General features: G+C 70.1%; 23 protein-coding genes, 1 tRNA gene and 1 riboswitch. Of the genes, 9 read left to right on the top strand and 15 right to left on the bottom strand.

The annotated features are described in order from the left end of the window. Positions 1-26 precede the first annotated feature (26 nt). Together OHN74_RS26190 and OHN74_RS26185 are read left to right on the top strand one after the other, a co-directional pair. Entirely contained in the window at positions 27-551 is a 525-nt protein-coding gene (locus tag OHN74_RS26190) for a roadblock/LC7 domain-containing protein (RefSeq protein ID WP_327697040.1), read from the top strand. A 26-nt stretch (positions 552-577) separates the two neighbouring features. Next, positions 578-952 carry a hypothetical protein gene (locus tag OHN74_RS26185; protein ID WP_164318636.1) on the top strand — a complete coding sequence of 125 codons (375 nt, stop codon included), beginning with the start codon at positions 578-580 and terminating at the stop codon, positions 950-952. Positions 953-983: 31 nt separating this feature from the next. Here OHN74_RS26185 and OHN74_RS26180 read toward each other — a convergent pair whose 3' ends face one another. From OHN74_RS26180 to OHN74_RS26170, 3 genes are all read right to left on the bottom strand, one after another. Then, a complete protein-coding gene (locus OHN74_RS26180; protein WP_327697039.1) occupies positions 984-1,577 on the bottom strand; it encodes a hypothetical protein in 594 nt (197 codons plus the stop codon). 112 nt (positions 1,578-1,689) lie between these two features. Next, entirely contained in the window at positions 1,690-2,571 is an 882-nt protein-coding gene (locus tag OHN74_RS26175; protein WP_327700276.1) for a MurR/RpiR family transcriptional regulator, read from the bottom strand. A gap of 65 nt (positions 2,572-2,636) precedes the next feature. Beyond that, positions 2,637-4,190 (bottom strand): aromatic amino acid ammonia-lyase, encoded by a 1,554-nt coding sequence (locus OHN74_RS26170; RefSeq protein ID WP_327697038.1) that lies wholly within the window; start codon positions 4,188-4,190, stop codon positions 2,637-2,639. 199 nt (positions 4,191-4,389) lie between these two features. Between OHN74_RS26170 and OHN74_RS26165 the strand changes: the two genes are divergently transcribed. Continuing rightward, the gene (locus tag OHN74_RS26165; RefSeq protein WP_327697037.1) at positions 4,390-4,833 is read left to right on the top strand and encodes a hypothetical protein; all 444 of its coding nucleotides are present in this window, start codon (positions 4,390-4,392) and stop codon (positions 4,831-4,833) included. Between the two features lie 439 nt (positions 4,834-5,272). Here OHN74_RS26165 and OHN74_RS26160 read toward each other — a convergent pair whose 3' ends face one another. Next, entirely contained in the window at positions 5,273-6,664 is a 1,392-nt protein-coding gene (locus OHN74_RS26160) for a cystathionine beta-synthase (protein ID WP_327697036.1), read from the bottom strand. Between the two features lie 150 nt (positions 6,665-6,814). On the opposite strand from OHN74_RS26160, the gene OHN74_RS26155 reads away from it, so the two are divergent. The 3 genes from OHN74_RS26155 to OHN74_RS26145 all read left to right on the top strand — a co-directional run bounded on the left by OHN74_RS26155 (position 6,815) and on the right by OHN74_RS26145 (position 10,443). After that, positions 6,815-7,858, top strand: coding sequence for an SGNH/GDSL hydrolase family protein (locus tag OHN74_RS26155; RefSeq protein WP_327697035.1), 1,044 nt, complete (start codon positions 6,815-6,817; stop codon positions 7,856-7,858). Positions 7,859-8,117: 259 nt separating this feature from the next. Next, complete coding sequence (locus OHN74_RS26150) at positions 8,118-9,338, top strand: acetyl-CoA C-acetyltransferase (RefSeq protein WP_327697034.1); 1,221 nt, start codon at positions 8,118-8,120, stop codon at positions 9,336-9,338. A 307-nt stretch (positions 9,339-9,645) separates the two neighbouring features. After that, positions 9,646-10,443 (top strand): hypothetical protein, encoded by a 798-nt coding sequence (locus tag OHN74_RS26145; RefSeq protein ID WP_327697033.1) that lies wholly within the window; start codon positions 9,646-9,648, stop codon positions 10,441-10,443. 93 nt (positions 10,444-10,536) lie between these two features. Here the strand turns inward: OHN74_RS26145 and OHN74_RS26140 are convergent, their stop codons facing one another. Then, positions 10,537-10,848 (bottom strand): hypothetical protein, encoded by a 312-nt coding sequence (locus OHN74_RS26140; protein ID WP_327697032.1) that lies wholly within the window; start codon positions 10,846-10,848, stop codon positions 10,537-10,539. A gap of 104 nt (positions 10,849-10,952) precedes the next feature. On the opposite strand from OHN74_RS26140, the gene OHN74_RS26135 reads away from it, so the two are divergent. Then, complete coding sequence (locus OHN74_RS26135; RefSeq protein WP_189145577.1) at positions 10,953-11,183, top strand: DUF4287 domain-containing protein; 231 nt, start codon at positions 10,953-10,955, stop codon at positions 11,181-11,183. Between the two features lie 121 nt (positions 11,184-11,304). On the opposite strand, the gene OHN74_RS26130 is transcribed toward OHN74_RS26135, so the two are convergent. From OHN74_RS26130 to OHN74_RS26120, 3 genes are all read right to left on the bottom strand, one after another. After that, complete coding sequence (locus OHN74_RS26130) at positions 11,305-12,207, bottom strand: Bax inhibitor-1/YccA family protein (protein ID WP_327697031.1); 903 nt, start codon at positions 12,205-12,207, stop codon at positions 11,305-11,307. Between the two features lie 199 nt (positions 12,208-12,406). Continuing rightward, the gene (locus tag OHN74_RS26125; RefSeq protein WP_327697030.1) at positions 12,407-13,582 is read right to left on the bottom strand and encodes a 4-hydroxybenzoate 3-monooxygenase; all 1,176 of its coding nucleotides are present in this window, start codon (positions 13,580-13,582) and stop codon (positions 12,407-12,409) included. Positions 13,583-13,751: 169 nt separating this feature from the next. Further along, positions 13,752-13,835, bottom strand: a tRNA-Leu gene (locus OHN74_RS26120). Positions 13,836-14,276: 441 nt separating this feature from the next. Here OHN74_RS26120 and OHN74_RS26115 point away from each other — a divergent pair. Further along, a complete protein-coding gene (locus tag OHN74_RS26115) occupies positions 14,277-15,053 on the top strand; it encodes an ABC transporter ATP-binding protein (protein ID WP_327697029.1) in 777 nt (258 codons plus the stop codon). An 87-nt stretch (positions 15,054-15,140) separates the two neighbouring features. Beyond that, on the top strand, positions 15,141-17,678 hold the full coding sequence (locus OHN74_RS26110; RefSeq protein WP_327697028.1) for an ABC transporter permease: 2,538 nt from the start codon (positions 15,141-15,143) through the stop codon (positions 17,676-17,678). A gap of 71 nt (positions 17,679-17,749) precedes the next feature. Here OHN74_RS26110 and OHN74_RS26105 read toward each other — a convergent pair whose 3' ends face one another. The 7 genes from OHN74_RS26105 to OHN74_RS26075 form a co-directional block, all read right to left on the bottom strand. After that, positions 17,750-19,084 (bottom strand): cyclopropane-fatty-acyl-phospholipid synthase family protein, encoded by a 1,335-nt coding sequence (locus OHN74_RS26105; protein WP_327697027.1) that lies wholly within the window; start codon positions 19,082-19,084, stop codon positions 17,750-17,752. A gap of 266 nt (positions 19,085-19,350) precedes the next feature. Beyond that, on the bottom strand, positions 19,351-20,751 hold the full coding sequence (locus tag OHN74_RS26100; RefSeq protein ID WP_327697026.1) for an NAD(P)/FAD-dependent oxidoreductase: 1,401 nt from the start codon (positions 20,749-20,751) through the stop codon (positions 19,351-19,353). A gap of 409 nt (positions 20,752-21,160) precedes the next feature. Continuing rightward, positions 21,161-22,102: a Ppx/GppA phosphatase family protein gene (locus OHN74_RS26095; protein ID WP_327697025.1), complete on the bottom strand. Its 942-nt coding sequence runs from the start codon at positions 22,100-22,102 to the stop codon at positions 21,161-21,163. Further along, positions 22,099-22,731, bottom strand: coding sequence for a DUF501 domain-containing protein (locus OHN74_RS26090; protein ID WP_327697024.1), 633 nt, complete (start codon positions 22,729-22,731; stop codon positions 22,099-22,101). Before OHN74_RS26090 ends, OHN74_RS26095 begins: the two co-directional genes overlap by 4 nt. A gap of 25 nt (positions 22,732-22,756) precedes the next feature. Next, entirely contained in the window at positions 22,757-23,233 is a 477-nt protein-coding gene (locus OHN74_RS26085) for an FtsB family cell division protein (RefSeq protein WP_327697023.1), read from the bottom strand. A gap of 101 nt (positions 23,234-23,334) precedes the next feature. Then, positions 23,335-24,621: a phosphopyruvate hydratase gene (eno, locus tag OHN74_RS26080; RefSeq protein WP_053741659.1), complete on the bottom strand. Its 1,287-nt coding sequence runs from the start codon at positions 24,619-24,621 to the stop codon at positions 23,335-23,337. Between the two features lie 369 nt (positions 24,622-24,990). Then, positions 24,991-25,707 carry a transglycosylase family protein gene (locus OHN74_RS26075; RefSeq protein WP_327697022.1) on the bottom strand — a complete coding sequence of 239 codons (717 nt, stop codon included), beginning with the start codon at positions 25,705-25,707 and terminating at the stop codon, positions 24,991-24,993. Positions 25,708-25,710: 3 nt separating this feature from the next. Continuing rightward, a riboswitch (cyclic di-AMP (ydaO/yuaA leader) is annotated at positions 25,711-25,882 on the bottom strand. Positions 25,883-25,961: the final 79 nt, after the last annotated feature.

Genomic DNA, 25,961 nt, shown 5'->3' with positions numbered 1-25,961 from the left:
CGCGTGCCGAGAGGAGACAGACACTCATGGCAGCCGAGGCCGAAGTCATGGACGAACTACGCCGGTTGCGGGCCCGCGTCCCCCAGCTCACCGGCGCCCTCGCGGCCAGCGTCGACGGTCTCGTCCTCGTGCAGGACACCCCGGGTGTCGAACCGGAGACGGTCGCGGCGCTCACCGCCACAGCGCTCAGCGTCGCCGTGCGGATGGCGGACGCCACCGGCCAGGGCGACTTCCGCGAGCTGCTGGTGCGCGGGGTGTACGGCTACGTGGCGACGTACGCGGCGGGCCGTACCGCCGTTCTGACGCTGCTCGCCCAGGACCGTGTCAACGTCGGCCGGCTGCACCTGGAGGGCCGCCGGGCCGGCCTCCGTATCGGCGAGCTGGTGGACGCGGCGGCCGAGGCGGCGCCGGCACCCGCAGTGGCCGGACCGGACCGGCCGGCCATCGCACCCCCTACGACACCCGAACCCATGCCCACCCGAACCAGAACCCCACGCGCGCCACGCACACCGACAGGCACGCCCAACGCGCGTACCACCACGGATAGTTGAACCGGAAGCAGGAGAGGAACACCGTCATGGCCACCACAGAGACCGCGTTGAAAGAGGCGCTGACCTCCATCGAGGGCGCCACCGGAGTCGCACTCGTCGACTACACCAGCGGCATGGCCCTGGGCACCATGGGCGGCAGCAAGACGTTCGACCTGAACGTCGCCGCCGCCGGCAACACCGACGTCGTACGCGCGAAGATGCGCACCATGGAGCACCTCGGCCTGAAGGGCGAGATCGAGGACATCCTGATCACGCTCTCCAGCCAGTACCACCTGATCCGCATGATGAAGGGGCGCGGCGGCAACGGCCTCTTCCTCTACCTGGTGCTCGACATCAACCGTTCCAACCTGGCGATGGCCCGCCACCAGCTGAAACGGATCGAGGCGGAGATCGAGGTCTGAGACCCTCCCCACGCCCGAAGCGACGAGAAAGCTAGACCAGTACGTCGCCGCGGCGGCGCGCCCCGCCCGGGGTGGCGTCGCCGGCGGCGATTCCCGTGGCGCGGTAGGCCTTGACCGGCTTGCCCGCCGGGGCGCCGGAACGCGGGCCCAGCCAGTCCACCCGTACCCACAGCAGTACGTCGTCGGCGCGCTCGCGGCGGCCCAGCCAGGCGGCCTTCAGCCGCAGCCCGGTACCGGCCCCGGCGAGCAGCATTCCGCCCGCCGCGGGCACCGCGAGGGAGCCGGCCAGCGCGGCGGCGAAGGCGAGCAGCAGCCACCAGCGGTGACCGCGGCGCCAGTTGCGCACGGTCACCGCGCGGTCCTGGAGCACGTCGTGCCTGCCGGCCCGGGCGGCACCGGCGGCGAGCGCGGAGTAGCGCCCGCGCCGCAGACACGCCACGGCACCGGCCGCGACGATGAACAGCGCGGCCCCCGCCATCACCCCGATCCGGCGGCCGGTGATCCCGGGCACCAGCACGCCGATGCCCGCCGCGAACACTCCGTACCACCACAGGGGCGTCACTCCGGCCCGTACGACCACGGCCACCCGAGCCAGGCCCTGCCCTCCGCGAACTCCGCGTGCCACATCCGCCTCCCGGTTCGTCCATCCCGGCACAGTGCTGACAGTTCTGTCGGAGCGGGAGAGTAGCGAGCGAACGTGAGACGAGTCTGAGAACCGCCAGGGTCGCTGAAGACTCCTACTCGACGAACAGCCCCCGGGTCGCCGCCCGCGTGTCGAACTCCTCCAGGCGCGCCTGGGCGTCGGGCAGGTCGTCGCACATGGCCTCCAGCAGGACCCGGCCGAGCAGCATCGGCGCGCAGGCGGTGTCGAAGGCGAGGCCGGTGCCGACGGCGGCGGGGAGCAGCAGGTCGGAGACCTTGGCGACCGGCGCGAACGCCGAGTCGGCGACGGTGACGACGGTCAGCCCCGCCGCCCTCGCATAGGCGAGGGTGTCGACGACCTCGCGGGGATGCCGGGGCAGCGCGAAGCACAGCAGGGTCGTGGCGCCCGCCCGTACGGCGGCGTCGATACGGTCGTGGATCATCGTGCCGCCCTCGTGGAGCAGCCGTACGTCCGGATGGACCTTGGCGGCGAAGTACGCGAAGCCGTACGCCTGGGAGGCGGCGGCGCGCAGCCCGAGGACGGGCAAGGGACGCGAGGCCGCGAGCAGTTGGCCCGCCCGCCGCACCGGGCGCGGGTCGGCCAGCACCTCGGCCAGGTGCTTCAGGTTCTCGATCTCGGCCTCGACGGCCTGCTGGTACTCGTTGCACGAGACCGGCTCGGCGCTCTGTTCGGCGGGGGCGACCTCGCGCAGATGCCTGCGCAGCGCCGGGTAACCGTCGAAGCCTAGGGCGACGGCGAAACGGGTGACGGACGGCTGGCTGACGCCGGCCAGTTCGGCCAGCTCGACGCTGGAGAGGAAGGGCACCTCGGAGGCCCGGCGCACCATGCTGTGCGCGATGCGCCGCTGCGTCGGGGTGAGCCGGTGCCCTTCGAAGAGGGCCTGGAGCCGGGCGGCGGGGCTGTCGGGCAGATGTCCGCCCGCACCGGACGCACCCACCGCTTCCTCTGCACCCATGTCCGTACCTGGACCCGTGTCCGTGCCCGTACCGGCGCCCCTGCTGTCGTCCGCACTCGGCGTGCTCATACCGCGCTCCCCCTCCAGATCTCCGTGAACCGGTCCAGCAGTGCCGCAGCCACTGTCACGTCGTCCGTGAGCGGCCGGTCGGCCGAGTCGTCGTCCAGGACGGACTCGGCCAGCTCCAGCGCCCGTCCGGCCGGCAGGTCCGGGTCCGGCCGCAGATCGCGCTGGCGCAGCGCGCGTACGGCGGCGACCAGTTCGCAGCCGACCACGAGACGGTACGCGTCGCACGCGCGCAGTGTCTGGCGGGCGGCGAGCGAGGCGAAGCTGGCCTGCTCCTCGACGCCCCGGGAGAGTACAGCGTGCCCGAGGGAGGCGGGCGCGGAGAAGGCCCGCAGGTCACCGAGGGCCGCGCCGGCCGCGTACTCCAGGATCATCACCCCGGAGGCGGCGGGCTCGTGGTCGGCGAGGAAGGGGCGCAGACGGGTGAAGGCGGGCTCGTTGAGGGTGGACAGGCGCGAGGTGGACAGCCGCGCCACCTGGGTGACGGCCAGTCTGAAGTGGTCCAGGGCGAGGGCCAGTTGGGCCTGGTAGAAGCCGCCGTGGTGGTAGGCGGTCAGGTCCTCGGGGGAGATGAGCGGGTTCTCCGCGGCGGCGTTGATCTCGATGGCGAGCACCCCCTCCAGGGCGTCCGCCGCGTCATGCGCGGGCCCGTGGATCTGCGGCAGACACCGGAAGCCGTACGGGTCCTGGATGCGCCCGAGGGGAGGGGTGGGCCGGGCCGCAGAGCCGATCAACTCGCGCATCCGGCGGGCAACTTCGACCGAACCCCGGTGCGGACGGGCGGCGTGCACGGGCGCCGCGTACGCCTCGTGGGAACCGTCGACGGCGTGCAGTGAGAGCGAGGCGACGACCTGCGTGGCGGCGATGAGCCCGCGCAGTTCGTGCAGGGCGAGCGCGGCCTGGCCGAGGGTGAGGGCGTTGCTGCTGATCAGGGCGAGGGCGTCGTTGTTGTCGAGGGCCTGGGGCTCGGGGGCTCCGGCGACACTCCACCCGCGGGAAGGCGATCCCGCCGCTGTCGTCGCCGGCCCGATCCACTCGTGCTCCCCCGCCAGCGCGAGCCCCATCTGAGCCAGCGCCGCGATGTCCCCGGTGCCCACCGATCCGAACTCGTTGATCACGGGGTGGGCCCCGTTCTCCAGCGCCTCGCACAGGGCGGTGACCACTCCGGGCCGGAGTCCGGCGCCCCCCGCCAGCAGCTGGTTGGCGCGGACAGCGAGCATCGCCCGTACCTGCCGGGCCGGCAGTTCCCTGCCGATGGCACCGGCATGGCTGCGCAGCAGGCGCAGTCCGTGGTCGGCGGCGGCCTCGGTCGGGACGGCCTCGTTGCGGTTGGCGCCTACGCCGGTGGAGCGGCCGTACACGCGGCCGGTCGCGGCGATCCGGCGGGCGACGTCCCAGACCTCCTCGACGCGCTTCATCGCGTCGGTGCCCGGGACGGGCCGCGCGGCCCCGTCCGCGAGGCGCACGACGTCCTCGACACCGAGGCCGACACCGTCAAGGACGACGATGCCGGTGGACGCCGGAGGCGGCACATCCACGATCCGAGACGACATAAGACGCGGACTCCCGTCACCAGAGCATGGGCATGAGCATGGGCAACATATTCAAACAACAAACACTCTGCATGTTGTTATACAGGCTGGGCAAGGCACATCTCACGATGCGGTTCGACGTCCCCTGGGGCCCGGCCCAGGGGCAACAGGGGGGCTAACCCCAGTGCCGGGCGGGTGCCGTTTCCCTACCGTGGTGTGCATGACCGGTATGGACACCACGGGCGCGCACGACGCCGACCTGAAGAAGGAACTCAGCGCCACCCTGCAGGCCCGCAGAGAGCTGGGCGAGGAGTACGAGTCCGCGCTGGTCGACTCGTTCCTGGAGAAGGTCGACCAGCGGATCGACGGCTCGGTGGAGCGCCGGGTACGGCGGCAGCTCGCCGAACAGCAGATGGTGGTGGCGCGTGACTCACGCGGCCCGAAGTCCACCGACACCTTCGGCGAGCGCTTCGGCTTCGCCATCGTCTCGCTCGTCCTGGCGATACCCCTGTCCGCCATCGGCGCCGGCATCTCGGGCCTCCCCGGCCTGCTGGTCGCGTGGGGCGGCATCGTGGGAGTCAACGCGTTCCAGGCGGCCGGCAGTTCGGCGTGGCTCTTCGGCCGCCACAAGAGGTCCGGCCGGGACGGCGACTGGGAGGACTGACGGCTCTCAGCTGTCGGTCGACAGCTGTCGGCTGACTGCCTGTGAGTCGTCGCGCTCAGGGAGAACGGCACCGTAGGCCGCACAAAAAGCTTGCGCGGGGACCGCCGCACCCCCGGTTGCCCGGAGGGCGGGACGACGGCGGTCCCCGCGAGGGACGCGTGCCGGGTCAGGGCCGGGCTTGCGCGTCCTAGGCGTCGGTGGAGGTCCGGGAGCCGCTCCGGAGGTCCGTGACGCCGTTTCGGTGCCGGCCGGGGCGGGGAGCCGCTCCCGCCCTTGCCGACACCCACTACTCTGCCGGTCCTGTGTTAAGCGTGTGCTGCGCGGACGTGACACCCTCGTACCACTTCCGCGAAGTCTCCGTCCGAAAGGAATCGGAGCGGGGCATCGCGACGTACACCGCAAGTTCCGCTCCGACACGCTCCGTTCACCGGACGTTTCGCTACTGGTTGCCGCCCTTGGCCAGGAAGGCCAGGAGGTCCTGCCGGCTGACCACTCCGGTGGGTTTGCCCTCGACCAGCACGATCGCCGCGTCGTGGGCGCCCAGGACGAACATCAGGTCGCCGACCGGTTCACCGGAACCGACCTGCGGCAGCGGCGCCGACATGTGCTTCTCCAGCGGGTCGTCGAGCGAGGCCCGCTGGGTGAACAGCGCGGCGAGCAGCTCGCGTTCGACGACCGATCCGACGACCTCCGCCGCCATGACGTCGGGGTGACCGGCGCCGGGCTTCACGATCGGCATCTGCGAGACGCCGTACTCGCGCAGCACCTCGATGGCCTGACCGACCGTCTCGTCCGGGTGCATGTGGACGAGGGAGGGGATGTGGCCGTGCTCCTTGTAGTCGAGGACGTCGGCGACGCGGGCGGAGGGCCCGGTGTCCTCCAGGAAGCCGTAGTCGGCCATCCACTCGTCGTTGAAGATCTTGCTGAGGTAGCCACGCCCGCTGTCGGGCAGCAGCACGACGACGACGTCGTCCGGCCCGAGCCGCTCGGCGACCCGCAGCGCGGCGACGACGGCCATCCCGCAGGAGCCGCCCACCAGCAGGCCCTCCTCCTTGGCGAGCCGGCGGGTCATCTGGAAGGAGTCCTTGTCGGACACGGCGACGATCTCGTCGGCGACGGTCCGGTCGTAGGCGGTGGGCCAGAAGTCCTCGCCCACCCCCTCCACCAGGTACGGCCGCCCGGACCCCCCGGAGTACACGGACCCCTCCGGGTCGGCCCCGACGACCTGGACGCGCCCGTCACTGGCGTCCTTCAGATAGCGCCCGGTCCCGGAGATGGTCCCGCCGGTGCCGACGCCCGCCACGAAGTGGGTGATCCGCCCGTCCGTCTGCTCCCACAGCTCGGGGCCGGTGGAGTGATAGTGCGAGAGGGGGTTGTTGGGGTTGGAGTACTGGTCGGGCTTCCAGGCGCCCGGCGTCTCGCGCACGAGCCGGTCGGACACGTTGTAGTACGAGTCCGGGTGCTCGGGGTCAACGGCGGTGGGGCAGACCACGACGTCGGCGCCGTAGGCGCGCATCACGTTGATCTTGTCGGTGGAGACCTTGTCGGGGCACACGAAGATGCACTTGTACCCCTTCTGCTGGGCCACGATGGCCAGCCCGACACCCGTGTTTCCGCTGGTCGGCTCGACGATCGTGCCGCCGGGCTTCAGCTCCCCGCTCTTCTCCGCCGCCTCGATCATGCGCAGGGCGATGCGGTCCTTCACGGACCCGCCGGGGTTGAAGTACTCGACCTTCGCGAGGACGGTCGCCTGAATGCCCGCGGTCACACTGTTGAGCCTCAGCAGCGGGGTGTTGCCGACGAGGCTGATCATCGAGTCGTGGAATTGCACCGTTGTCTCCGGTTGCCGCACATAAAAGTGGTCGTCATTGGTGCCGCCAGCCTAAGGCTCCGCCCCGGCATTCACCTCACGTCACGATTGGCGGACCGTCGGTACGGGGCAAGGAGTGGGTGTACGGCTACGAGGAGGTGGCGGCGACGCATGACGAGCATGTCCAGGGCAAGGGTGGCCCGCCGGATCGCGGCCGGCGCTGCGTACGGCGGTGGCGGGATCGGCCTGATGAGCGCGGCGGCCGTGGGACTGGTGCTGGCCGAGGTACGGATGGCGAAACGCCAGGTGGGCAACGGCGGCGGCCCGCACGCGCCGAGCGCGGACGGCCTGTACGGACGCGGGTACGCCACCCCCGGTGAGCCCCCGCTCAGACTCGTCCTGCTGGGCGACTCCACGGCGGCCGGCCAGGGCGTCCACCGGGCCCGCCAGACCCCGGGCGCGCTGCTCGCGTCCGGCCTGTCGGCGTTCGCGGAACGCCCGGTGGAACTGCGCAACGTGGCGCTGCCCGGCGCCCAGTCCGACGATCTGGACCGCCAGGTCGCGCTGACCGTCGCGGCCTCCGACCGGATCCCGGACGTCTGCGTGATCATGGTCGGCGCGAACGACGTCACGCACCGGATGCCCCCGACGCGCTCGGTCCGCCATCTGTCGTCTGCGGTACGCCGACTCCGTACGGCGGGTGCCGAGGTGGTCGTGGGCACCTGTCCCGACCTGGGCACCGTCGAGCACGTCCAGCAGCCGCTGCGCTGGCTGGCCCGGCGGGCGTCCCGGCAACTGGCGGCGGCACAGACGATCGGGGTCGTCGAGCAAGGGGGCCGCACGGTGTCGCTGGGCGACCTGCTCGGCCCCGAGTTCGAGGCCAACCCGCGCGAACTGTTCGGCCCGGACAACTACCACCCGTCCGCCGAGGGCTACGCGACGGCGGCGATGGCGGTCCTCCCGACGGTGTGCGCGGCGCTGGGCCTGTGGCCGGCGGAGGAGGAGCGCCCGGACGCGTCCCGCCGCGAGGGCTTCCTGCCGGTGGCGCGAGCGGCGGCGGAGGCGGCGTCGGAGCCGGGCACGGAGGTCACGGCGGCCATGCCCACGGGGCCCAGAGGACCCTGGGCACTCCTCAAGCGCAGGCGTCGGCGGCGGGTCCCGGCGACGGACCCGTCCCCCGCCCCGACCACCCCGAGGGGAGTGTCGAGCGGCTGAGGCCTGCGAGGGCGTGGAAGCGCCGCAGCCGTACCTGATGCGGCCCCGCACCCCGAACGCGGCGCGGGGCCGCAGGGATGTGCGGCCCCGCCGCGACGGGGCAGCGAGCCACCCTCACCCCGACCTCCTGAGCAAGCGCTTAGAAAAGTGCGGCCCGCGTCACACCGCCACACCCGTGACCGACGCCATACGTACGGGTAACTTCCAAACCAGGTCTGCTTACAGGTCCGCCTACACCCTCGTCGCCAATGGAGCCGTCATGCCGGAAGCCGTCATCGTCTCGACCGCCCGCTCCCCCATCGGACGCGCCTTCAAGGGCTCCCTCAAGGAGCTGCGCGCCGACGATCTCACCGCCACGATCATCCAGGCCGCCCTGGCCAAGATCCCCGAGCTGGACCCGCGGGACATCGACGACCTGATGCTCGGCTGCGGTCTGCCCGGCGGCGAGCAGGGCAACAACCTCGGGCGGATCGTCGCCGTACAGATGGGCATGGACTACCTGCCGGGCTGCACGATCACCCGTTACTGTTCGTCGTCGCTCCAGACATCCCGCATGGCACTGCATGCCATCAAGGCGGGCGAGGGCGACGTCTTCATCTCGGCCGGTGTCGAGATGGTCTCCCGGTTCGCCAAGGGCAACTCGGACTCCCTGCCCGACACGCGCAACCCGCTCTTCGCCGAGGCCGAGGCCCGTACCGCCGCCGTCGCGGAGCAGGAGGGCACCTCGTGGCACGACCCGCGCGAGGACGGCCTCGTCCCGGACGCCTACATCTCGATGGGGCAGACCGCCGAGAACCTCGCCCGCATCAAGGGCGTGACGCGTCTGGACATGGACGAGTTCGGTGTCCGTTCGCAGAACCTCGCCGAGGAAGCCATCAAGAACGGCTTCTGGGAGCGCGAGATCACCCCGGTGACGCTGCCCGACGGCACGGTCGTCAGCAAGGACGACGGTCCGCGTGCGGGCGTGACCCTGGAGGGCACCCAGGGACTCAAGCCGGTGTTCCGTCCGGACGGGCTGGTCACGGCGGGCAACTGCTGCCCGCTGAACGACGGCGCCGCGGCGGTCGTGATCATGAGCGACACGAAGGCCGCCGAGCTGGGCCTGACCCCGCTGGCCCGCATCGTCTCCACCGGTGTCTCCGGCCTCTCCCCCGAGATCATGGGCCTCGGCCCGGTCGAGGCGTCCCAGCAGGCGCTGCGCCGCGCCGGCCTGACCATCGACGACATCGACCTGGCCGAGATCAACGAGGCGTTCGCCGCCCAGGTGATCCCCTCCTACCGCGACCTCGGCCTCCCGCTGGAGAAGCTGAACGTCAACGGCGGCGCCATCGCCGTGGGCCACCCCTTCGGCATGACGGGCGCCCGGATCACCGGCACGCTCATCAACTCCCTCCAGTTCCACGACAAGCAGTTCGGCCTGGAGACGATGTGCGTCGGCGGCGGCCAGGGCATGGCGATGGTCATCGAGCGCCTCAGCTGAGCCATCGCACCGCCGTCGGTCCCCAACTGGCGGAATCGTTTCGGTAGTCGAGCGGACGCACCGAGTGAGAAAGCGGCCCGGAACCCTGTAACCACCGGGGTTCTGGGCCGTTTTGTGATCCAATCTCCCCCAGGATGTGACCTATCTCGCTCTGGCGAGGTATTTGCGCAGGTCAAGGCAGGTTCGATACCAAACCCCGGGCCCAAAGTCCTGTCCGTTTCGTGACGTTACGCACTGACAGGTGGTTAGTCCACCCTTCAAGCTGATGTAGGAAGTCGGGGGTCGACTTTGAACCGGGAGTACGTCAGTGAGCGCTACGCCTCTTGCTCTGCTGCTCGCCACAGCCACCATCACCACGGCTGTGGGCGTCGCCGTTCTGCGCACCCTGCTGGGGCTGCGTCGACAGATCGCGGCCCTGCATGCCGAGCTCGCCGCCCAGAGTCTCGCCGTCGGCGCGCACGGTCTCGTGCCGCAGGCCCGCACTCCCGGCGACACCGACCGGATACGCGCCGCCGTGGCCGAGGCGCTCGCCGAGGAGCGGGAGCGGGAGCTCGCCGAGGCGCGTGCCTTCTGGGCCGCCCAGGAGGCACGTGACGCCTCCGACGCCCCCTCCCTGCTCGGCCTCCCCGACAGCGAGTTGTTCCTGCCGCGCTCGGCGGACTTCGCGGGCCTGGAGTCCCTGGAGCCGGTGACCGAGTCCAGCACGGACACCGACGAGTTCGCGGGAGAGTCCGCCGAACTGGCCGCCGCCCGGCGCCGGCACCCCTCGCACCCCGACTTCGTACCGGCCCAGTCGCCCATCGTGAACGACCACGAACGTACGGTCGCCTGCCTGGAGGACCTCGCCGAGTCGCGCACCGCCCTGGCCGACGTCCGACCCGGCCCCCTGGGCACCCTCGACGTCTACGTCTTCACCGACGGCACGACCCTCTGCATGACCCCGGGCCACCGCGAGACGGCGGAACGCCTCTCCGCGGCCCTGCGCACGGGCGAGGCCCCGGTCCTCCTCGGCGGCTCGGGCATCTCGGGCGCCTACGCCCTGACCTTCGAATGCGGCGAGGAAACGGTGTACGTACTCGCGGACAGGGTCATAGCGTCCCTGTAGTCGTGGTGCGTGCCGTGTGTTTCGCAGGTGCAGGAGCGAGGGGAGCCGAGCTCTTCGACTCCACCGGCAGAAGGCCGGCCGAGAACGAACCGGTCAGACCCCGGCCCGCTGCTGAGCCTCCGCGACCAGGGTGAGCACCGAGGCCAGCTCACCCTCCCCCCGCAACACCATCGCCAGATCGTGCGCGGCGACCGTCACCTGATCCGCCGCGGCGAACATCCCCACATCAGGCATGGTCCGAGGCTCGTCCCCCGGCGACTCCAACAGCTGGGCACGCCGTGCCAACTCCCTGGCCAGCCCCAACGCCTCCGCCGCGGCTCCCCTCTGCAACCGACTCTGCGGCGCCGCCCGCAACCGGTCGGCAAAGTGATCCACTGCAAGCGTCAAAGGCGAGGTATCGAGCACGCCGCGAGACTACGCGTCGCAACCGGACTGTTGCCAACGACCCAACCCTCAGGCACCGTGGCGTGAAGGACCGGCTTACATCCCCTTTGCGTCCGGAGGCGCCGATGTCCCACGTCCTCTCCGAGGAGACCCACCGCAACATGCTCGCCCGCATCCCCCACTGCACCGGTCGTGAAGTCTCCGACTGGTTGCGCACCGTCGACGAAGGCCCCTCCCTCTTCCGCTTCGAGGAGAAGGTCAGCTGGCTCCGGCACGAGCACAATCTCGCGTACGGCCACGCCAAGGCGATCATTCACGAGTACGACCTGAGGAGGGCCGCGCGCAAGTTCCTCTGAGAGCACAGCTCTCCGGGAGACCGAGGCGCACACCGACACCACGACGAGCGGAAGGGCCCCGGGAGTGCTCCCGGGGCCCTTCCGTTGCCTGTACGACAGCTACCGGCCGTCGTACCGGTTACTAGTCGTTGCCCTGCAGGATCGCGATCAGCCGCAGGAACTCCATGTAGATCCAGACCAGCGTCATCGTGAGGCCGAAGGCGGCGAGCCAGGCCTCCTCGCGCGGCGCGCCGTAGGCGATGCCGTCCTCGACCTGCTTGAAGTCGAGGGCGAGGAAGCACGCACCGAGCAGGATGCCGATGATGCCGAACATGATGCCGAGGCCGCCGCTGCGGAAGCCGAGGCCGTCACCGCCGCCGAACACCGCGAACAGGAGGTTCACGGCCATCAGCAGCACGAAGCCGAGCGCGGCCGCCATCACGAAGCCGTAGAAGCGGCGGTTGACGCGGATCCAGCCCGCCTTGTACGCCACGAGTACGGCGGTGAAGACCGCCATCGTGCCGATCACGGCCTGCATGGCCGCGCCGCTCGCGATGCGGTTGTCGACGACGCTGGAGATGACACCGAGGAAGACACCCTCGAGCGCCGCGTACGTCACGATCAGCGCGGGCGAGGCCTTGCGCTTGAAGGACTGGACGAGGCCCAGGACCATCGCGACCAGACCGGCGCCGATGGCGATGCCGTAGGACCGGTTGATGTTCGCGTCGTCGACCGGCAGGAGTGCCCAGGCGAGCGCCGCCGTGACGACCAGCACACCAAGAGTGGTGGCGGTCCGCATGACGACGTCGTCCATCGTCATCCGGCCGGTGGAGACCGGGGCCTGCGGCGGTGCGCCGTGCTGAAGGTCCTGCTGGGCGTAGGGGTTGGTCGCGTACGGGTTGCCGCCCTGCTGGGCCTGCTGGTCCGCGTACGGGTTGCCCGACTGCGTACCGACGCCCCCGGCCTGCGGCGCGGTGTTGAAGCCCGCGTAGCCGTTGTCGCGGCTGAACCCCCGTCGCGAGAAGACCGGGTTGCTGCTCCTCATTTCACTCCTCCATGGCCACACTGCGTGGCCTTGGGCTCAAGAGTAATAGGTGGGCAAAGGATTGACCCTAGTGCTTGGGGAGGATCTTTCCCTTGTCCTGTCGCGAACACGCTACGCGGCCCTCTCATTCCCGGCTACGGAGCCCCAGGACCATGACCAACCCGGTACAGAGCCGAGACCGCGCGCTGATCCAGTGGAGTCACTCAAGGGGGAATCCCGTGTACCCCTCGGCGAGGTCGGTCTCCGCCGAACGGGCGCCGGCGATCCGCTCCAGCCGGGCCAGCTGGAGCCTGTCCTCGAAGGGGGTGGCGTCCGGGGTCCGGTGCAGAAGGGTCGTCATGTCGTACGAGAACCGCTCGGCCTGCCAGACGCGGCGCAGACAGGTCTCGGAGTAGGCGTCGAGCAGCCGCGCCGACCCCGTCTCCTTCTCGTGCGCGAGTGCGCGTGCGAAGGTCACGACGTCCCCGACGGCGAGGTTGAGCCCCTTGGCGCCGGTGGGCGGCACGATGTGCGCGGCGTCCCCGGCCAGGAACAGCCGTCCGTACCGCATCGGCTCGTGGACGTAACTCCGCATCGGTGTCACGGACTTCTGGGTGATGGGCCCGCGGTCGAGCTTCCAGCCGTCGGCGGTCTCGAAGCGGCGCTCCAGCTCGTCCCAGATCTCCTCGTTGCTCCATTCGTCGGCGTCCGTGCCGTCCGGCACCTGGAGGTAGAGGCGGGAGACGGACGGGGAGCGCATGGACAGGAGGGCGAAGCCACGGTCATGGCGGGCGTAGACCAGTTCGTCGTGCGAGGGCGGTACGTCGGCGAGGATGCCGAGCCAGCCGAAGGGGTACGACCGTTCGAAGACCCGGGTGAGTTCGGTGGGGATCGCCGTACGGGCCACCCCCCAGAAGCCGTCGCACCCGACGACGTACTCGCACTCCAGTACGTCCTCGCGCCCCTCGTGCCGGAACCGCACGCGCGGGCTGCCGCTGTCGGCCCCCTCGACCCCGAGCGCCTCCGCCTCGAAGAGCAGCGGGCCGCCCTCCGCCTGCTGGAGGGCGATGAGGTCCTTGCAGACCTCGGTCTGCGCGTACACCATCACGGACCGGCCGCCGGTGAGCGCGGGGAAGTCGACGCGGTGGCGCTTTTTGTCGTAGCGCAGCTCGATGCCGTCGTGGCGCAGGCCCTCCCGGTCCATGCGTGCGCCGGCCCCGGCCGCCCGCAGCACGTCGACGGTGCCCTGCTCCAGGATCCCGGCCCGCTGCCGCCGCTCCACGTACTCCCGGTCGCGGCTCTCCAGGACGACCGAGTCGATTCCGGCGTTGTGGAGCAGCCGGGCGAGCAGGAGCCCGGCGGGGCCGGCTCCGATGATGCCGACGGTGGTACGCATCGGTCGTTCCCTTCGTGCGGTTCGGCCACCCGATGTGTTCGTGTGGTGAAATTTTCTTCACGAACTCTCTGTGATGAGTGTCTGACCGCACACGCCCGCTGTCAACGGTTCCGCGATGAAGTCCTCAATGGAGGCAGCACCGACAAATCCGGCATACAGCAGTCGGAAGTGCCCGGAGCCGGACTTGAACCGGCACGCCCGCGAAGGGGCAGCGAGGTTTAAGCTCGCCGTGTCTGCATTCCACCATCCGGGCAGGCCCTGGGCTCCGCATCGAGGTTCCGAGCCTATCGGGACGCCCCACCCGAACTGCGGGTGAGGGCCCCGATGTTGTCTTATTTTATTGACTTCTGAGGGTGCATCAGCACCTGGAACGAGCCATCCGCACTTGCCAATAGCCTTTCGCGAGGCGGCCCGGCGCGCATGCGGAATGACGGAATTTCACCGTACGAACAAGGGGGCTCCACCTGTTCTTGCCATGGCAGCGTCCGGAGGGTCTAGGGGACGACCGTCATCCCCAGGTATGACACGGGCCCCCCGGGTCCGTCCCGAGTCTGCCTTCGGAACCGGAACAACGGCTGACTACACGGCGACCTCGGGCCATGACGATGGGTTCACGAGCTTCGGACCTCGAACCCGGGCCCGTCACACATCTGGCCCATCGCCGCGCACCGCCGTCCCGACAGGAGCCCCACCCGTGACCACCACCCCCCTCGCCGACCGGACCACCACCACGGTGGCCGCCCGCGCCACGGAGCTGTCCAAGGTCTACGGACAGGGGGAGACACAGGTCGTCGCCCTCGACCGGGTCTCCGTCGACTTCAAGCAGGCCGAGTTCACCGCGATCATGGGCCCGTCCGGCTCCGGCAAGTCCACGCTGATGCACTGCGTGGCGGGCCTGGACTCCTTCTCGTCCGGCTCCGTGCGCATCGGCGACACCGAGCTGGGCTCGCTCAAGGACAAGCAGCTCACCAAGCTCCGCCGGGACAAGATCGGCTTCATCTTCCAGGCGTTCAACCTGCTGCCGACGCTGACCGCCCTGGAGAACATCACCCTCCCGATGGACATCGCGGGCCGCAAGCCGGACAAGGAGTGGCTGGATTCGGTGATCTCGATGATCGGACTCGCCGACCGGCTCCGCCACCGCCCGTCCCAGCTCTCCGGCGGCCAGCAGCAGCGCGTCGCCGTGGCCCGGGCCCTGGCCTCCCGCCCCGACATCATCTTCGGCGACGAACCGACCGGAAACCTCGACTCCCGCGCGGGCGCCGAGGTGCTGGGCTTCCTGCGCAACTCCGTACGGGAGCTGGGGCAGACGGTCGTGATGGTCACCCACGACCCGGTGGCGGCGGCGTACGCGGACCGGGTGGTCTTCCTCGCGGACGGCAGGATCGTGGACGAGCTGTACGGCCCGACGGCGGACGGCGTCCTGGACCGCATGAAGCGGTTGGACACGAGGACCGTCCGCACCAGCTGACGCTCCCTCAGTTTCCGTAGGCCTTCTGGGCCTTCCCTCTTTGCCTTCCCTCTTTTCACCTCACCCGACGGACTGAGACGACACCCCATGTTCCGTACCGCCCTGCGCAACGTACTCGCGCACAAGGCCAGACTCCTGATGACCGTGCTCGCCGTGATGCTCGGCGTCGCCTTCGTGTCCGGGACCCTGGTCTTCACCAACACCCTCTCGAACGCCCTCCAGAACAGCTCCGCCAAGGGCTTCGACCAGGTCGACGTCGCCGTGCAGCCGGGCTACCGGGACGATGTGGGCGACAAGATCGGCAAGACGCCGGAACTGACGCAGGCCCTGCTCGACGAGACCGCGAAGGTTCCGGGCGCCGCCTCCGTCATCGGTGTCGTGAGCGGCTTCACGGCCATCGCCGACAAGGACGGCAAGCTCGTCGGCGACGGTTTCCAGTCACAGGGCGGGAACTACTGGGGCGGCAAGGACGCCCGCTACCCGTTGACGGACGGCGCCGCGCCCAAGGGGGCCGGCCAGGTCGCCCTCGACGCGAAGACCGCCGACCGGGCCGGCTACAAGGTCGGCGACACCGTGCGCCTGTCGGTGGACGGCCCGGTGCTCTCCCCCACCCTCTCCGGCATCTTCACCACGGACGACGGCAACGTGACGGCGGGCGGCAGCCTCGCCCTCTTCGACACGGCGACCGCGCAGCGGCTCTTCGGCAAGGTGGGCACGTACGACGAGATCGACGTCAAGGCGGCGGCCGGGACGAGCCAGACCGCCCTCAAGGCGGCCCTCGACAAGGCCCTGCCACGGGACACCGTCGAGACCACGACACGCACCAAGCTGGCCGCCGACCAGGCGGAGATCATCTCCGCCGGCATGAGCGGCCTCAAGCAGGGCCTGCTGGTCTTCGCGGGCATCGCGCTGTTCGTCGGTACGTTCATCATCGCCAACACCTTCACCATGCTGGTCGCCCAGCGCACCAAGGAACTGGCCCTGATGCGGGCGGTCGGCGCCTCGCGCCGGCAGGTCACGCGGTCCGTGCTGATCGAGGCGTTCGTGGTCGGCGCGGTGGCGGCGGTGACCGGGCTGGTCGCGGGCATCGGCATCGGGGCCGGGCTGAAGGCGCTGCTGGGCATGATCGGCGCGACCGTGCCCGACGGGCCGCTGATCGTCACGCCGGGCACGGTCGGCGCGGCCCTCGCGGTCGGCATCCTCATCACCATGCTGGCGGCCTGGCTGCCCGGCCGCCGGGCGGCGAAGATCCCGCCGGTGGCAGCCATGAGCAGCGTCCACGCCACCGCGACCACCAAGTCGCTGGTGCTGCGCAACACACTGGGCGCGCTCTTCTCGGGCGCGGGTGTCGCCGTGGTCCTCGCGGCCACGACGATGAGCGGCTCGGACGGCCAGGCCCCCATGGGCATCGGCGCGGTACTGCTCATCATCGGTGTCTTCATCCTCACCCCCCTCCTCTCCCGTCCGCTGATCGCCGCCGCCGGCCCGTTCATGCGCGTGTTCGGCGTCTCCGGGAAGCTGGCCCGCCAGAACTCGGTCCGCAACCCCCGTCGTACGGCCGCCACGGCCTCCGCGCTGATGATCGGGCTCACCCTCATCACCGGGATGACGGTGATGGCGGGCAGCCTCCAGCAGGCGATCGACAAGATGGCGTCGGCCTCGATCAGGGCGGACTACATCGTCTCGATGGCCAACGGCAACGGGCTCTCCCCGGACGTCGCCGAGAAGCTGGCGGAGACACCCGGAGTGACCGCCGTCAGCCCCCTGCGCGACGCCTTCGTACGCATCGACGGCGCGACGGAGCGCGTGACCGGTGTCACCGGCGCCACCATCGGCAGGCTGACGAAGCTGACGGTCGACGACGGCACGTTCAAGGTCGGCGGCACCCAGGTGGTCGTGGACGACAGCACCGCGAAGTCCCGTGACTGGAAGGCGGGTTCGGCCTTCACCGTCGGCTACGAGGACGGCCGGAAGCAGCGTCTGACGGTGGCGGGCGTGTACGAGGGCAACGAGGTGATGAGCGGCATCATGGCCGACAACACCCTGCTGGCCCCGCACCGGACCGACGCGGCCGACCGGTCCGACAGGCAGGTCATGGTGAAGACCTCGGACGGCGCCGACAGCGCGACGAAGGACAAGCTGGAGAAGGCCCTGGGCGCCAACCCGGCCATCAAGATCCAGGACAAGAAGGACCTCTCCAACGAGATCGCGCAGATGTTCACGCTGATCCTGAACATGCTCTACGGCCTGCTGGCCATGGCGGTCCTGGTCGCGGTTCTCGGGGTCATCAACACGCTGGCCATGTCGGTCTTCGAACGCTCCCAGGAGATCGGCATGCTCCGCGCGATCGGCCTCGACCGCAAGGGCATCAAGCGGATGGTCCGCCTGGAGTCCCTGGTCATCTCCCTCTTCGGCGGCGTACTGGGCATCGGCCTGGGTGTGTTCTTCGGCTGGGCGGCCGGCGAACTGCTGGGCACGACCATGTCGACGTACGAACTCGTCCTGCCCTGGGCCAGGATGGCGCTCTTCCTGCTCCTCGCGGCCACGGTGGGTGTCCTGGCGGCCCTGTGGCCGGCCCGCCGCGCGGCCCGTCTGAACATGCTGGCGGCGATCAAGTCGGAGTAGACACGGCCCCGCGAGGGAGGGGAGTCGGCCCCGCCGCTGAAACGGCGGATCCAACTCCCCTCCTTTTGACGTCAGTTCCAGGTACGGGCCCGCAAGGGCATCCCGGATTCACCGGACCCTGTGGTCCGCACGGCGAGGACCTGGTTGACGCCGAGCCGGTTGTGTTCGAAGGCGAGGGCGGAGGCCGCCATGTACAGCCGCCAGACGCGGGCGCGCCCCGGGCTGGTGAGCTGCTGGGCCCGCCCCCAGTCGGCCTCCAGATTGGTGACCCACCGGCGCAGGGTCAGCGCGTAGTGCTCCCGGATCGACTCGACGTCACGCACCTCGAACCCGGCCCGTTCGAGCTGGGTGACGGTGGTGCCGACGGGCGCGAGTTCGCCGTCCGGGAAGACGTAGGCGTCGATGAACCCGTCGAGGCTGTAGGCGTCCTCGTCGTTCCGCGGCGGGCGGGCGATCTGGTGGTTGAGCAGCCGGCCGCCAGGCTTGAGCAGGGCGTACAGATCACGCGCGTACGTCAGGTACTGCTCGCTTCCCACATGCTCGGCCATCCCCACGGAGGAGACGGCGTCGAAGGGCTCGTCGGTGACGTCCCGGTAGTCCTGCACCCGGATCTCGACCCGGTCGGCGAGCCCTTCCTCCGCGACGCGCTTACGGGCGTACGCGGCCTGTTCCTGCGAGAGGGTGACGCCGACGACCTGTACGCCGTGCTCGCGGGCGGCGTGGATGGCGAGGGAGCCCCAGCCGCAGCCGACGTCGAGGAGGCGCAGGCCCGGCATCAGGGCGAGCTTGCGGCAGACGAGTTCGAGCTTGTCGCGCTGGGCGTCTTCGAGGCCGGTGGCACCGCCGGGGAGCTCGCCGGAGGTTCCGCCCGGGATTCCGCCGGGGGCTTCCCAGTAGGCGCAGGAGTACACCATGGACGGGCCGAGGACGACCTCGTAGAAGTCGTTGCCCACGTCGTAGTGGTGGCTGACGGCGCGTTTGTCGGTGCGCCTGGTGTGGATCCGCCGGCGGCGCCGCGGAACCTCCTCACGGGGCGGTGCGGGCGGCAGGGGAAGCCCGGCCGTCTTCACGAGCCCGCGCACCGCGGCCCGCACCCCGGGTTCGCGCAGGGCCTCGGTGAGAGTCCGGGCGTCCTCCCCGCGGTCCCAGACCAACCCGGACAGGTGATCGAGGGCGGCGTAGAAGTCCCCCTCGATGTCCAGGTCACCGGCGACCCAGGCCCGGGCGAGCCCCAGTTCGCCGGGTTTCCACAGCAGCCGGCGCAGGGCGCGGCGATTGCGGACGACCAGTGCGGGAGCGCCGGGCGGCCCGGCCTCCGAACCGTCCCAGGCGCGGATACGCATCGGGAGCGGGGCCCCCAGCAACTGTTCGGCGAAGCTCTGGAGCCGCGGCGCGGCTTCGGGCATGACGCACACCTCCGTGACGACATCACCGGGAATGTCCAACACCCACGAAAACACCAACGCCCCGGACGCGCAGTCCCCCACGCTGATCACAACTGGGCAAAAGCATCCCCAGCCCGTCCGGCGTTCGAGGTCGAGGCCCGTTCAGGGCCCAAGCGGGGGTCCGGGGGCGCAGATCGCGAACAAACGCCTGAAGGGGCCCCTCGCACCACGGATGGCGAGCGGCCCCTTCAGGGGTGTTCCAGTGACCGGAGGTCAAAGGGGGGAGGTCAGGAGGCCTTGGCCTCTGTCTTCTCCTCGGTCTTCTCCACGGCCTTCTTCGCGGCAGCGACCGGTGCCGGCTTCGCGGCCTCGTAGAACTCCTCACGAGGAGTCTCCAGCGCTCCCAGCGCCACAACCTCACGCTTCAGGAACATCGCCAGCGTCCAGTCCGCGAACACCCGGATCTTCCGGTTCCACGTCGGCATCGCCAGACCGTGGTAGCCGCGGTGCATGTACCACGCCAGCCGGCCCTTGAGCGTGATCTTGAGCTTGCCCATGACGATCATCGCGACGCCCTTGTGCAGGCCGAGACCCGCGACGGCGCCCTTGTTGGAGTGCGCGTACTCCTTCTGCGGGAAGCCCCGCATACCGGAGACCACGTTGTCGCCGAGCACCTTCGCCTGCCGCAGCGCGTGCTGCGCGTTCGGCGGGCACCAGGCGTTCTCCACGCCGGCCTTGCGGGCGGCCACGTCCGGCACCTGGGCGTTGTCGCCCGCGGCCCAGATGTAGTCCGTACCCGTGACCTGGAGCGTCGGCTGCGCGTCCACGTGACCGCGCGGACCCAGCGGCAGGCCGAACCGCGACAGGACCGGGTTGGGCTTGACGCCCGCGGTCCACACGATGGTGTTGGAGTCGACCTCGAGGCCGTTCTTCAGGACCACATGGCCGTCGACACAGGAGTCCATCGACGTCGAGAGGTAGATCTCGACCCCGCGGCTCTCCAGGTGCTCCTTGCCGTACTGGCCCAGCTTCGGGCCGACCTCGGGAAGGATCTTGTCGGCGGCGTCGACGAGAATGAACCGCATGTCCTCGCGGGACACGCTGGTGTAGTACTTCGCGGCGTCGCGCGCCATGTCCTCGACCTCGCCGATGGTCTCCGCACCCGCGAAGCCCCCGCCGACGAAGACGAAGGTGAGCGCCTTGCGGCGGATCTCCTCGTCGGTCGTGGAGTCGGCCTTGTCCAGCTGCTCAAGGACGTGGTTCCGCAGGCCGATGGCCTCCTCGATGCCCTTCATACCGATGCCCTGTTCGGCGAGGCCGGGGATCGGGAAGGTGCGGGAGACCGCGCCCATGGCGATGACGAGGTAGTCGAAAGGCAGCTCGTACGCCTCACCCACGAGGGGGGCGATCGTCGCGACCTTGCGGTCCTGGTCGATGGTGGTGACCCGACCGGTCAGAACTTCCGCCTTGGGCAGCACACGTCGCAGCGGTACGACGACGTGGCGCGGCGAAATGCTGCCGGCGGCGGTTTCGGGGAGGAAGGGCTGGTAGGTCATGTACGACCGGGGGTCGACGACCGTGACGGTCGCCTCGCCGTAGCGCATCTTCTTGAGGATGCGCCGAGCTGCGTACAGGCCTACGTACCCACCGCCTACTACGAGGATCCTGGGACGCTCCGTGGTGCTCATGCCATCGAGTATCCACCCGCTCCAGGGGGGTCGCTCGTGCGCCCCTTCACAAGCTTATGCGGACCCTCTGCTACACTGCGCGCCCCGCATGGTCCAGGCCATGCCATGCGAGGGGTACCAGCGGGCGGTACGCCCCGATGTCAATGCCGCGTGAACTGCTCTTCCGGGTCGCCGGAGCGACTGGACCAGCCCTCGGCCACACCCCCGGGAAACAGCGCCGAAACGCTCCCCCGAGCACGCTCCCACCCCAGGTGAGCCCCCGAAAGGGCCCTCCGGACCACGTTCGTCGCCCAACAGGACCGAATTCCTTGTGAAGAACTTCACGAAGTTTCCCGAGGGGGCGTCACCAGGGGGCCGCAAACAGCCCCCCAGGTGCGCTCATACGTTGTCCGACCTGCTCAGCCGAGGGTCACGCGACCGACCACGCGATCCCGTCGAGGATGTCGTGCTCGCTCACCACGACCTCCGACGCCCCGATCCGCTCCATGATCGAGAGCAGTACGAGCGCCCCCGCACCGATCACGTCGACGCGCCCCGAGTGCATGGAGGGAATCGCCGCACGCTCGGCATGGGTGGACCGGAGAAGGGTCTCGGTGATCTCACGGACGCGGTCGTAGGAGACCCGGGAATGGTGGATGGCCTCGGGGTCGTACGCGGACAGGTTCTGCGCGATCGCCGACACCGTGGTGACCGACCCCGCGAGCCCCACCAGCGTGCGCGCCTCGCTCAGCGGGACCGTCTCCGCCGCCAGGTCCAGGGCCGCCTCGATGTCCGAGCGGATCGCCGCGATCTGCTCCTCGGCGGGCGGATCGGTGACCGCGCCGTCCCGCACCAGGTGCCGCTCCGTCATCCGTACGCACCCGATGTCCACGGAGCGTGCCCCGCGCACCTGGTCGTCCCCGACGACGAACTCGGTCGAGCCGCCGCCGATGTCCACGACCAGGTAGGGCTTGGCGAGGTCGGCGCGCCCCGTCAGTTCCCTGGTGGCGCCGGTGAAGGAGAACTCGGCCTCCTGCTCGCCCGAGATGACCTCGGGCTCGACACCCAGGATGTCCAGCACGCCCCGGACGAACTCGTCCCGGTTCTCCGCGTCCCGGGAGGCGGACGTCGCGACGAACCGCAGCCGCTCCGCGCCGTGCTCCTTGATGACCGCGGCGTACTCCCGGCAGGCCGCGAAGGTCCGCTCCAGCGCCTCGGGGGCCAGCCGCCCCGTACGGTCGACGCCCTGGCCGAGCCGGACGATGGTCATCCGCCGGTCCAGGTCGACGAGTTCACCGGTGTCCGGGTCGGCGTCGGCGACGAGGAGGCGGATCGAGTTCGTACCGCAGTCGACGGCGGCGACGCGGGTCACTTGTCGCTCTTCCCTGACTGCACCGGGTCCGGGGAGTCCGTCGGGTCCGTCGGCTTGAACGCGAAGTGGCCGGACCCGTTCTCGTGCACCACCCAGCCCTCCCCCTCCGGAGGGGTCGAGCGCATCACGCAGGGTCCCTTCGCCCACCACTCGGGCAGCATCGCGATCGCCTCGTCGCCCAGCGGGTTCACCCCGGGGCCGGCGGCCAGCGAGTGGCCCACGAGGACGTGCAGGCACTTCACGCGGTCCGGCATGCCGCCCGCGCTCGGGAAGCCCTCCAGGACCTCGATCGCGTCACGGCGGGCGATGTAGTCGTCGTGCGCGGCCCGGTAGGCGGCGGCCAGTTCCGGGTCCGTCGCCAGGCGTTCCGTCATCTCCTTCATCACGCCGTTCGCCTCCAGCGTGCCGATCGCCGAGGCGGCGCGCGGGCACGTCAGGTAGTACGTCGTGGGGAAGGGCGTGCCGTCCGGCAGCCGCGGAGCCGTCTCCACGACGTCCGGCTGGCCGCAGGGACAGCGGTGTGCGATGGCGCGCAGCCCGCGCGGCGGGCGGCCCAGCTGCTGCTGGAAGGCCTCGACGTCCGCGTCGGTCGGCTCGGTGCGCGGGGTGGGAGGCGGGGGCGTGTCCATACCTGTCTTCTCTGTTCCGTTCACTTCACTGGTCGGCGGCGTCGGCCTTGTCCACGCCGTCCCAGACGTTCGCGTACCAGGGGCGGTCGGCCGCGCCGAGGTCTGCGCGCGACTGCTTCGCCGCGTCGGGATCGATCACGATGTACCCGGTCTCGCCCGGCATCACATAGTGCAGCCGCTGCCGGATCTGCTGCTCCGCGTACGCGTCGTCCTGCCAGCGTGCCTTCAGGTCGCGGAGCTGCTCGACCCGCCGGCTGGCCTGGTCGCGTTCGCGTTCCATCTCGGCGATGTCGGCGCGCTGGGAGACGTACTGCCTTATCGGGTAGGCAAGGGCCACGATCAACGTGCACAGGACCAGGGCGAGCAGCGCCGCCCGGCCGGTCAGACGGGAGCGGCGGGCCTGCCGCTTGGTCTGGGAACGGTAGACGCGGGCCGCCGTCTGCTCGCCGAGCAGCTTGATCCTGGTCGCGGTGGAGAACCGGTCCCGGTCCTTCACGGCCATGTTCCCCGCCTCCCCTTCACACACGCGTACGTCCCCGCACACGGTACGGGACCGGATACGGGGACGTACGTACGACTGGCTATGCCTTGACCCTGGTTGGGTCAGCCCTTGAAGCGCGGGAAGGCGCTGCGACCGGCGTACACAGCGGCGTCGTCGAGGATCTCCTCGATGCGCAGCAGCTGGTTGTACTTGGCGACGCGGTCCGAGCGGGCCGGGGCGCCGGTCTTGATCTGGCCGCAGTTCACGGCGACGGCGAGGTCGGCGATGGTGACGTCCTCGGTCTCGCCGGAGCGGTGGGACATCATGCACTTGAAGCCGTTGCGCTGGGCCAGCTCGACGGCGTCCAGGGTCTCGGTCAGCGAGCCGATCTGGTTGACCTTGACGAGCAGGGCGTTGGCCGAGCCCTCCTCGATGCCACGGGCGAGGCGCTCCGGGTTGGTGACGAAGAGGTCGTCGCCGACGATCTGGACCTTGTCGCCCAGCTTGTCGGTGATGGTCTTCCAGCCGGCCCAGTCGTCCTCGTACAGCGGGTCCTCGATGGAGATGAGCGGGTACGCGGAGACGAGCTCCTCGTAGTACTCGGTCATCTCGGCGGCCGTGCGGGACTTGCCCTCGAACTCGTACTTGCCGTCCTTGTAGAACTCGGACGCGGCGACGTCGAGCGCGAGCCCGATCTGCTCACCGGGGACGTAACCGGCCTGCTTGATGGCCTCGATGATGAGGTCGAGGGCGGCGCGGTTGGACTCCAGGTTCGGGGCGAAGCCGCCCTCGTCGCCGAGACCGGTGGACAGGCCCTTGGTCTTCAGCACCTTCTTGAGGGTGTGGTAGATCTCCGCGCCCCAGCGCAGCGCCTCGGAGAAGGACTCCGCGCCGATCGGGGCGATCATGAACTCCTGGATGTCGACGTTGGAGTCCGCGTGGGAGCCACCGTTGAGGATGTTCATCATCGGAACGGGCAGCAGGTGCGCGTTCGGGCCGCCGAGGTAGCGGAAGAGGGGCAGGTCGCTGGCCTCGGAGGCGGCGTGGGCGACGGCGAGGGAGACGCCGAGGATGGCGTTGGCGCCGAGGGAGCCCTTGTTGTCGGTGGCGTCCAGGTCGAACATGGCCTGGTCGATCAGGCGCTGCTCGGTGGCGTCGTAGCCGACGAGCTCCGGGCCGATCTGCTCGATGACGGCGAGGACGGCCTTCTCGACACCCTTGCCGAGGTAGCGGTTGGGGTCACCGTCGCGCAGTTCGATGGCCTCGAAGGCTCCGGTGGAGGCGCCGGACGGGACGGCGGCACGACCGGTGCTGCCGTCATCGAGGCCGACCTCGACCTCGACGGTGGGGTTGCCTCGCGAGTCGAGGATTTCCCGGGCTACGACGACGTCGATGGACGGCACGAGCATCTCCTTCATGGGATGTGACGCGGGTACGCGGGGCTGCTGGGCCTCGCGGGTACGGGGCCGCGGCGGCTCCGCGATGATGAGCCTAACCGGCTCCGGGGGATCGGCCAGCCGTCCGACCACCCCATGGACGGAACATGAACGGAACCCAGGGTAAACATTGTTCCCCCAGGGAACAAAAAGCCCCGCTCCGGTGCGTACGGGGGAAGACGCACCGAAGCGGGGAGCCCGTGGGGGACGGGGGTGGCCCTCGCGAGGCCTCCACTATGGAAGGCACGGATGTGAGGGCCCTGTGGTTCACCTACGAGCCGGCCGGGGTCTGGGGGAGGTTCCGGCCCGCCGGTGACCGGGGTCAGCCGCGGTACAGCCGCGTCAGCTGAGGTGCAGCTGCTGGCCCGGGAAGATGAAGTCGGCGTCGTCGATGATGTCCTTGTTCAGCTGGAAGAGCTTCTGCCAGCCGCCCTTGACGTCGTGCGCCTCGGCGATGGCGCTCAGGCTGTCGCCCTTGACGACCTTGTACTCGCCGTCGCCCTTCTTGACCTTCTTGCCGGTCGGGGTGGTGACGGTCTTCTTCGCGGCCGGCCGCTCCTGCGAACGGGAGGCCTGCTGGTTGTCGGTGGAGCGGGTGGAGGTCTCGCCGGAGCCGCTGGAGCTGCTGGAGTTGCCCGAGCTGCTGGAACCGCTGGACGAGCTGTCGCTGGAGCCGCCGCCGTAGGAGGCGTTGGACAGGCCCACACCGCAGACCGGCCAGGCACCCTTGCCCTGGCCCGCGAGGACCTTCTCGGCGATGGTGATCTGCTGGGACTTGGAGGCCTGGTCGGCGGTGGAGGCGTACGCCGAGCCGCCGTACGCGGCCCAGGTCGAGGCGGAGAACTGGAGGCCGCCGTAGTAGCCGTTGCCGGTGTTGATGGACCAGTTGCCGCCGGACTCGCACTGGGCGACCGTGTCCCACTCGGCGGAAGTGGCGGCAGAGGCGGAGCCGGCCGCCAGAAGCGGAGCGGCGACCGCGGCGCCGGTGACACCGGCGATGGCGACGACCCGGGTGGCCTTGGACGGACGGCGGTGCTTGCCCTTACCGGTAAACAGCATGCGTGATCCCCTCACCGACGCCTGCGAGGTGAGCTGTCGGGTTCGGGCCGGTTGAGTTGCCCGGCCGTACGTCCCTCTCGGGCGGCGTACGGCTTCACCCCAAGCCGCTCCGGACAACTGCCCGGTGCGGCACTTACCTTGGGTCCCCCGCTCCTGCCTACGGCGCTTGATAGCGACGACTGTTCCCGTACGGCCGTTGGCAGGATTCGGCGTTGCGACCGGCGGGGCCCACTGTGGCGGGCGATGACGACCGT

Source organism: Streptomyces sp. NBC_00459 (assembly GCF_036013955.1).
Taxonomy (GTDB): domain Bacteria; phylum Actinomycetota; class Actinomycetes; order Streptomycetales; family Streptomycetaceae; genus Streptomyces.
This window is presented reverse-complemented; position numbering and strand designations above follow the sequence as displayed.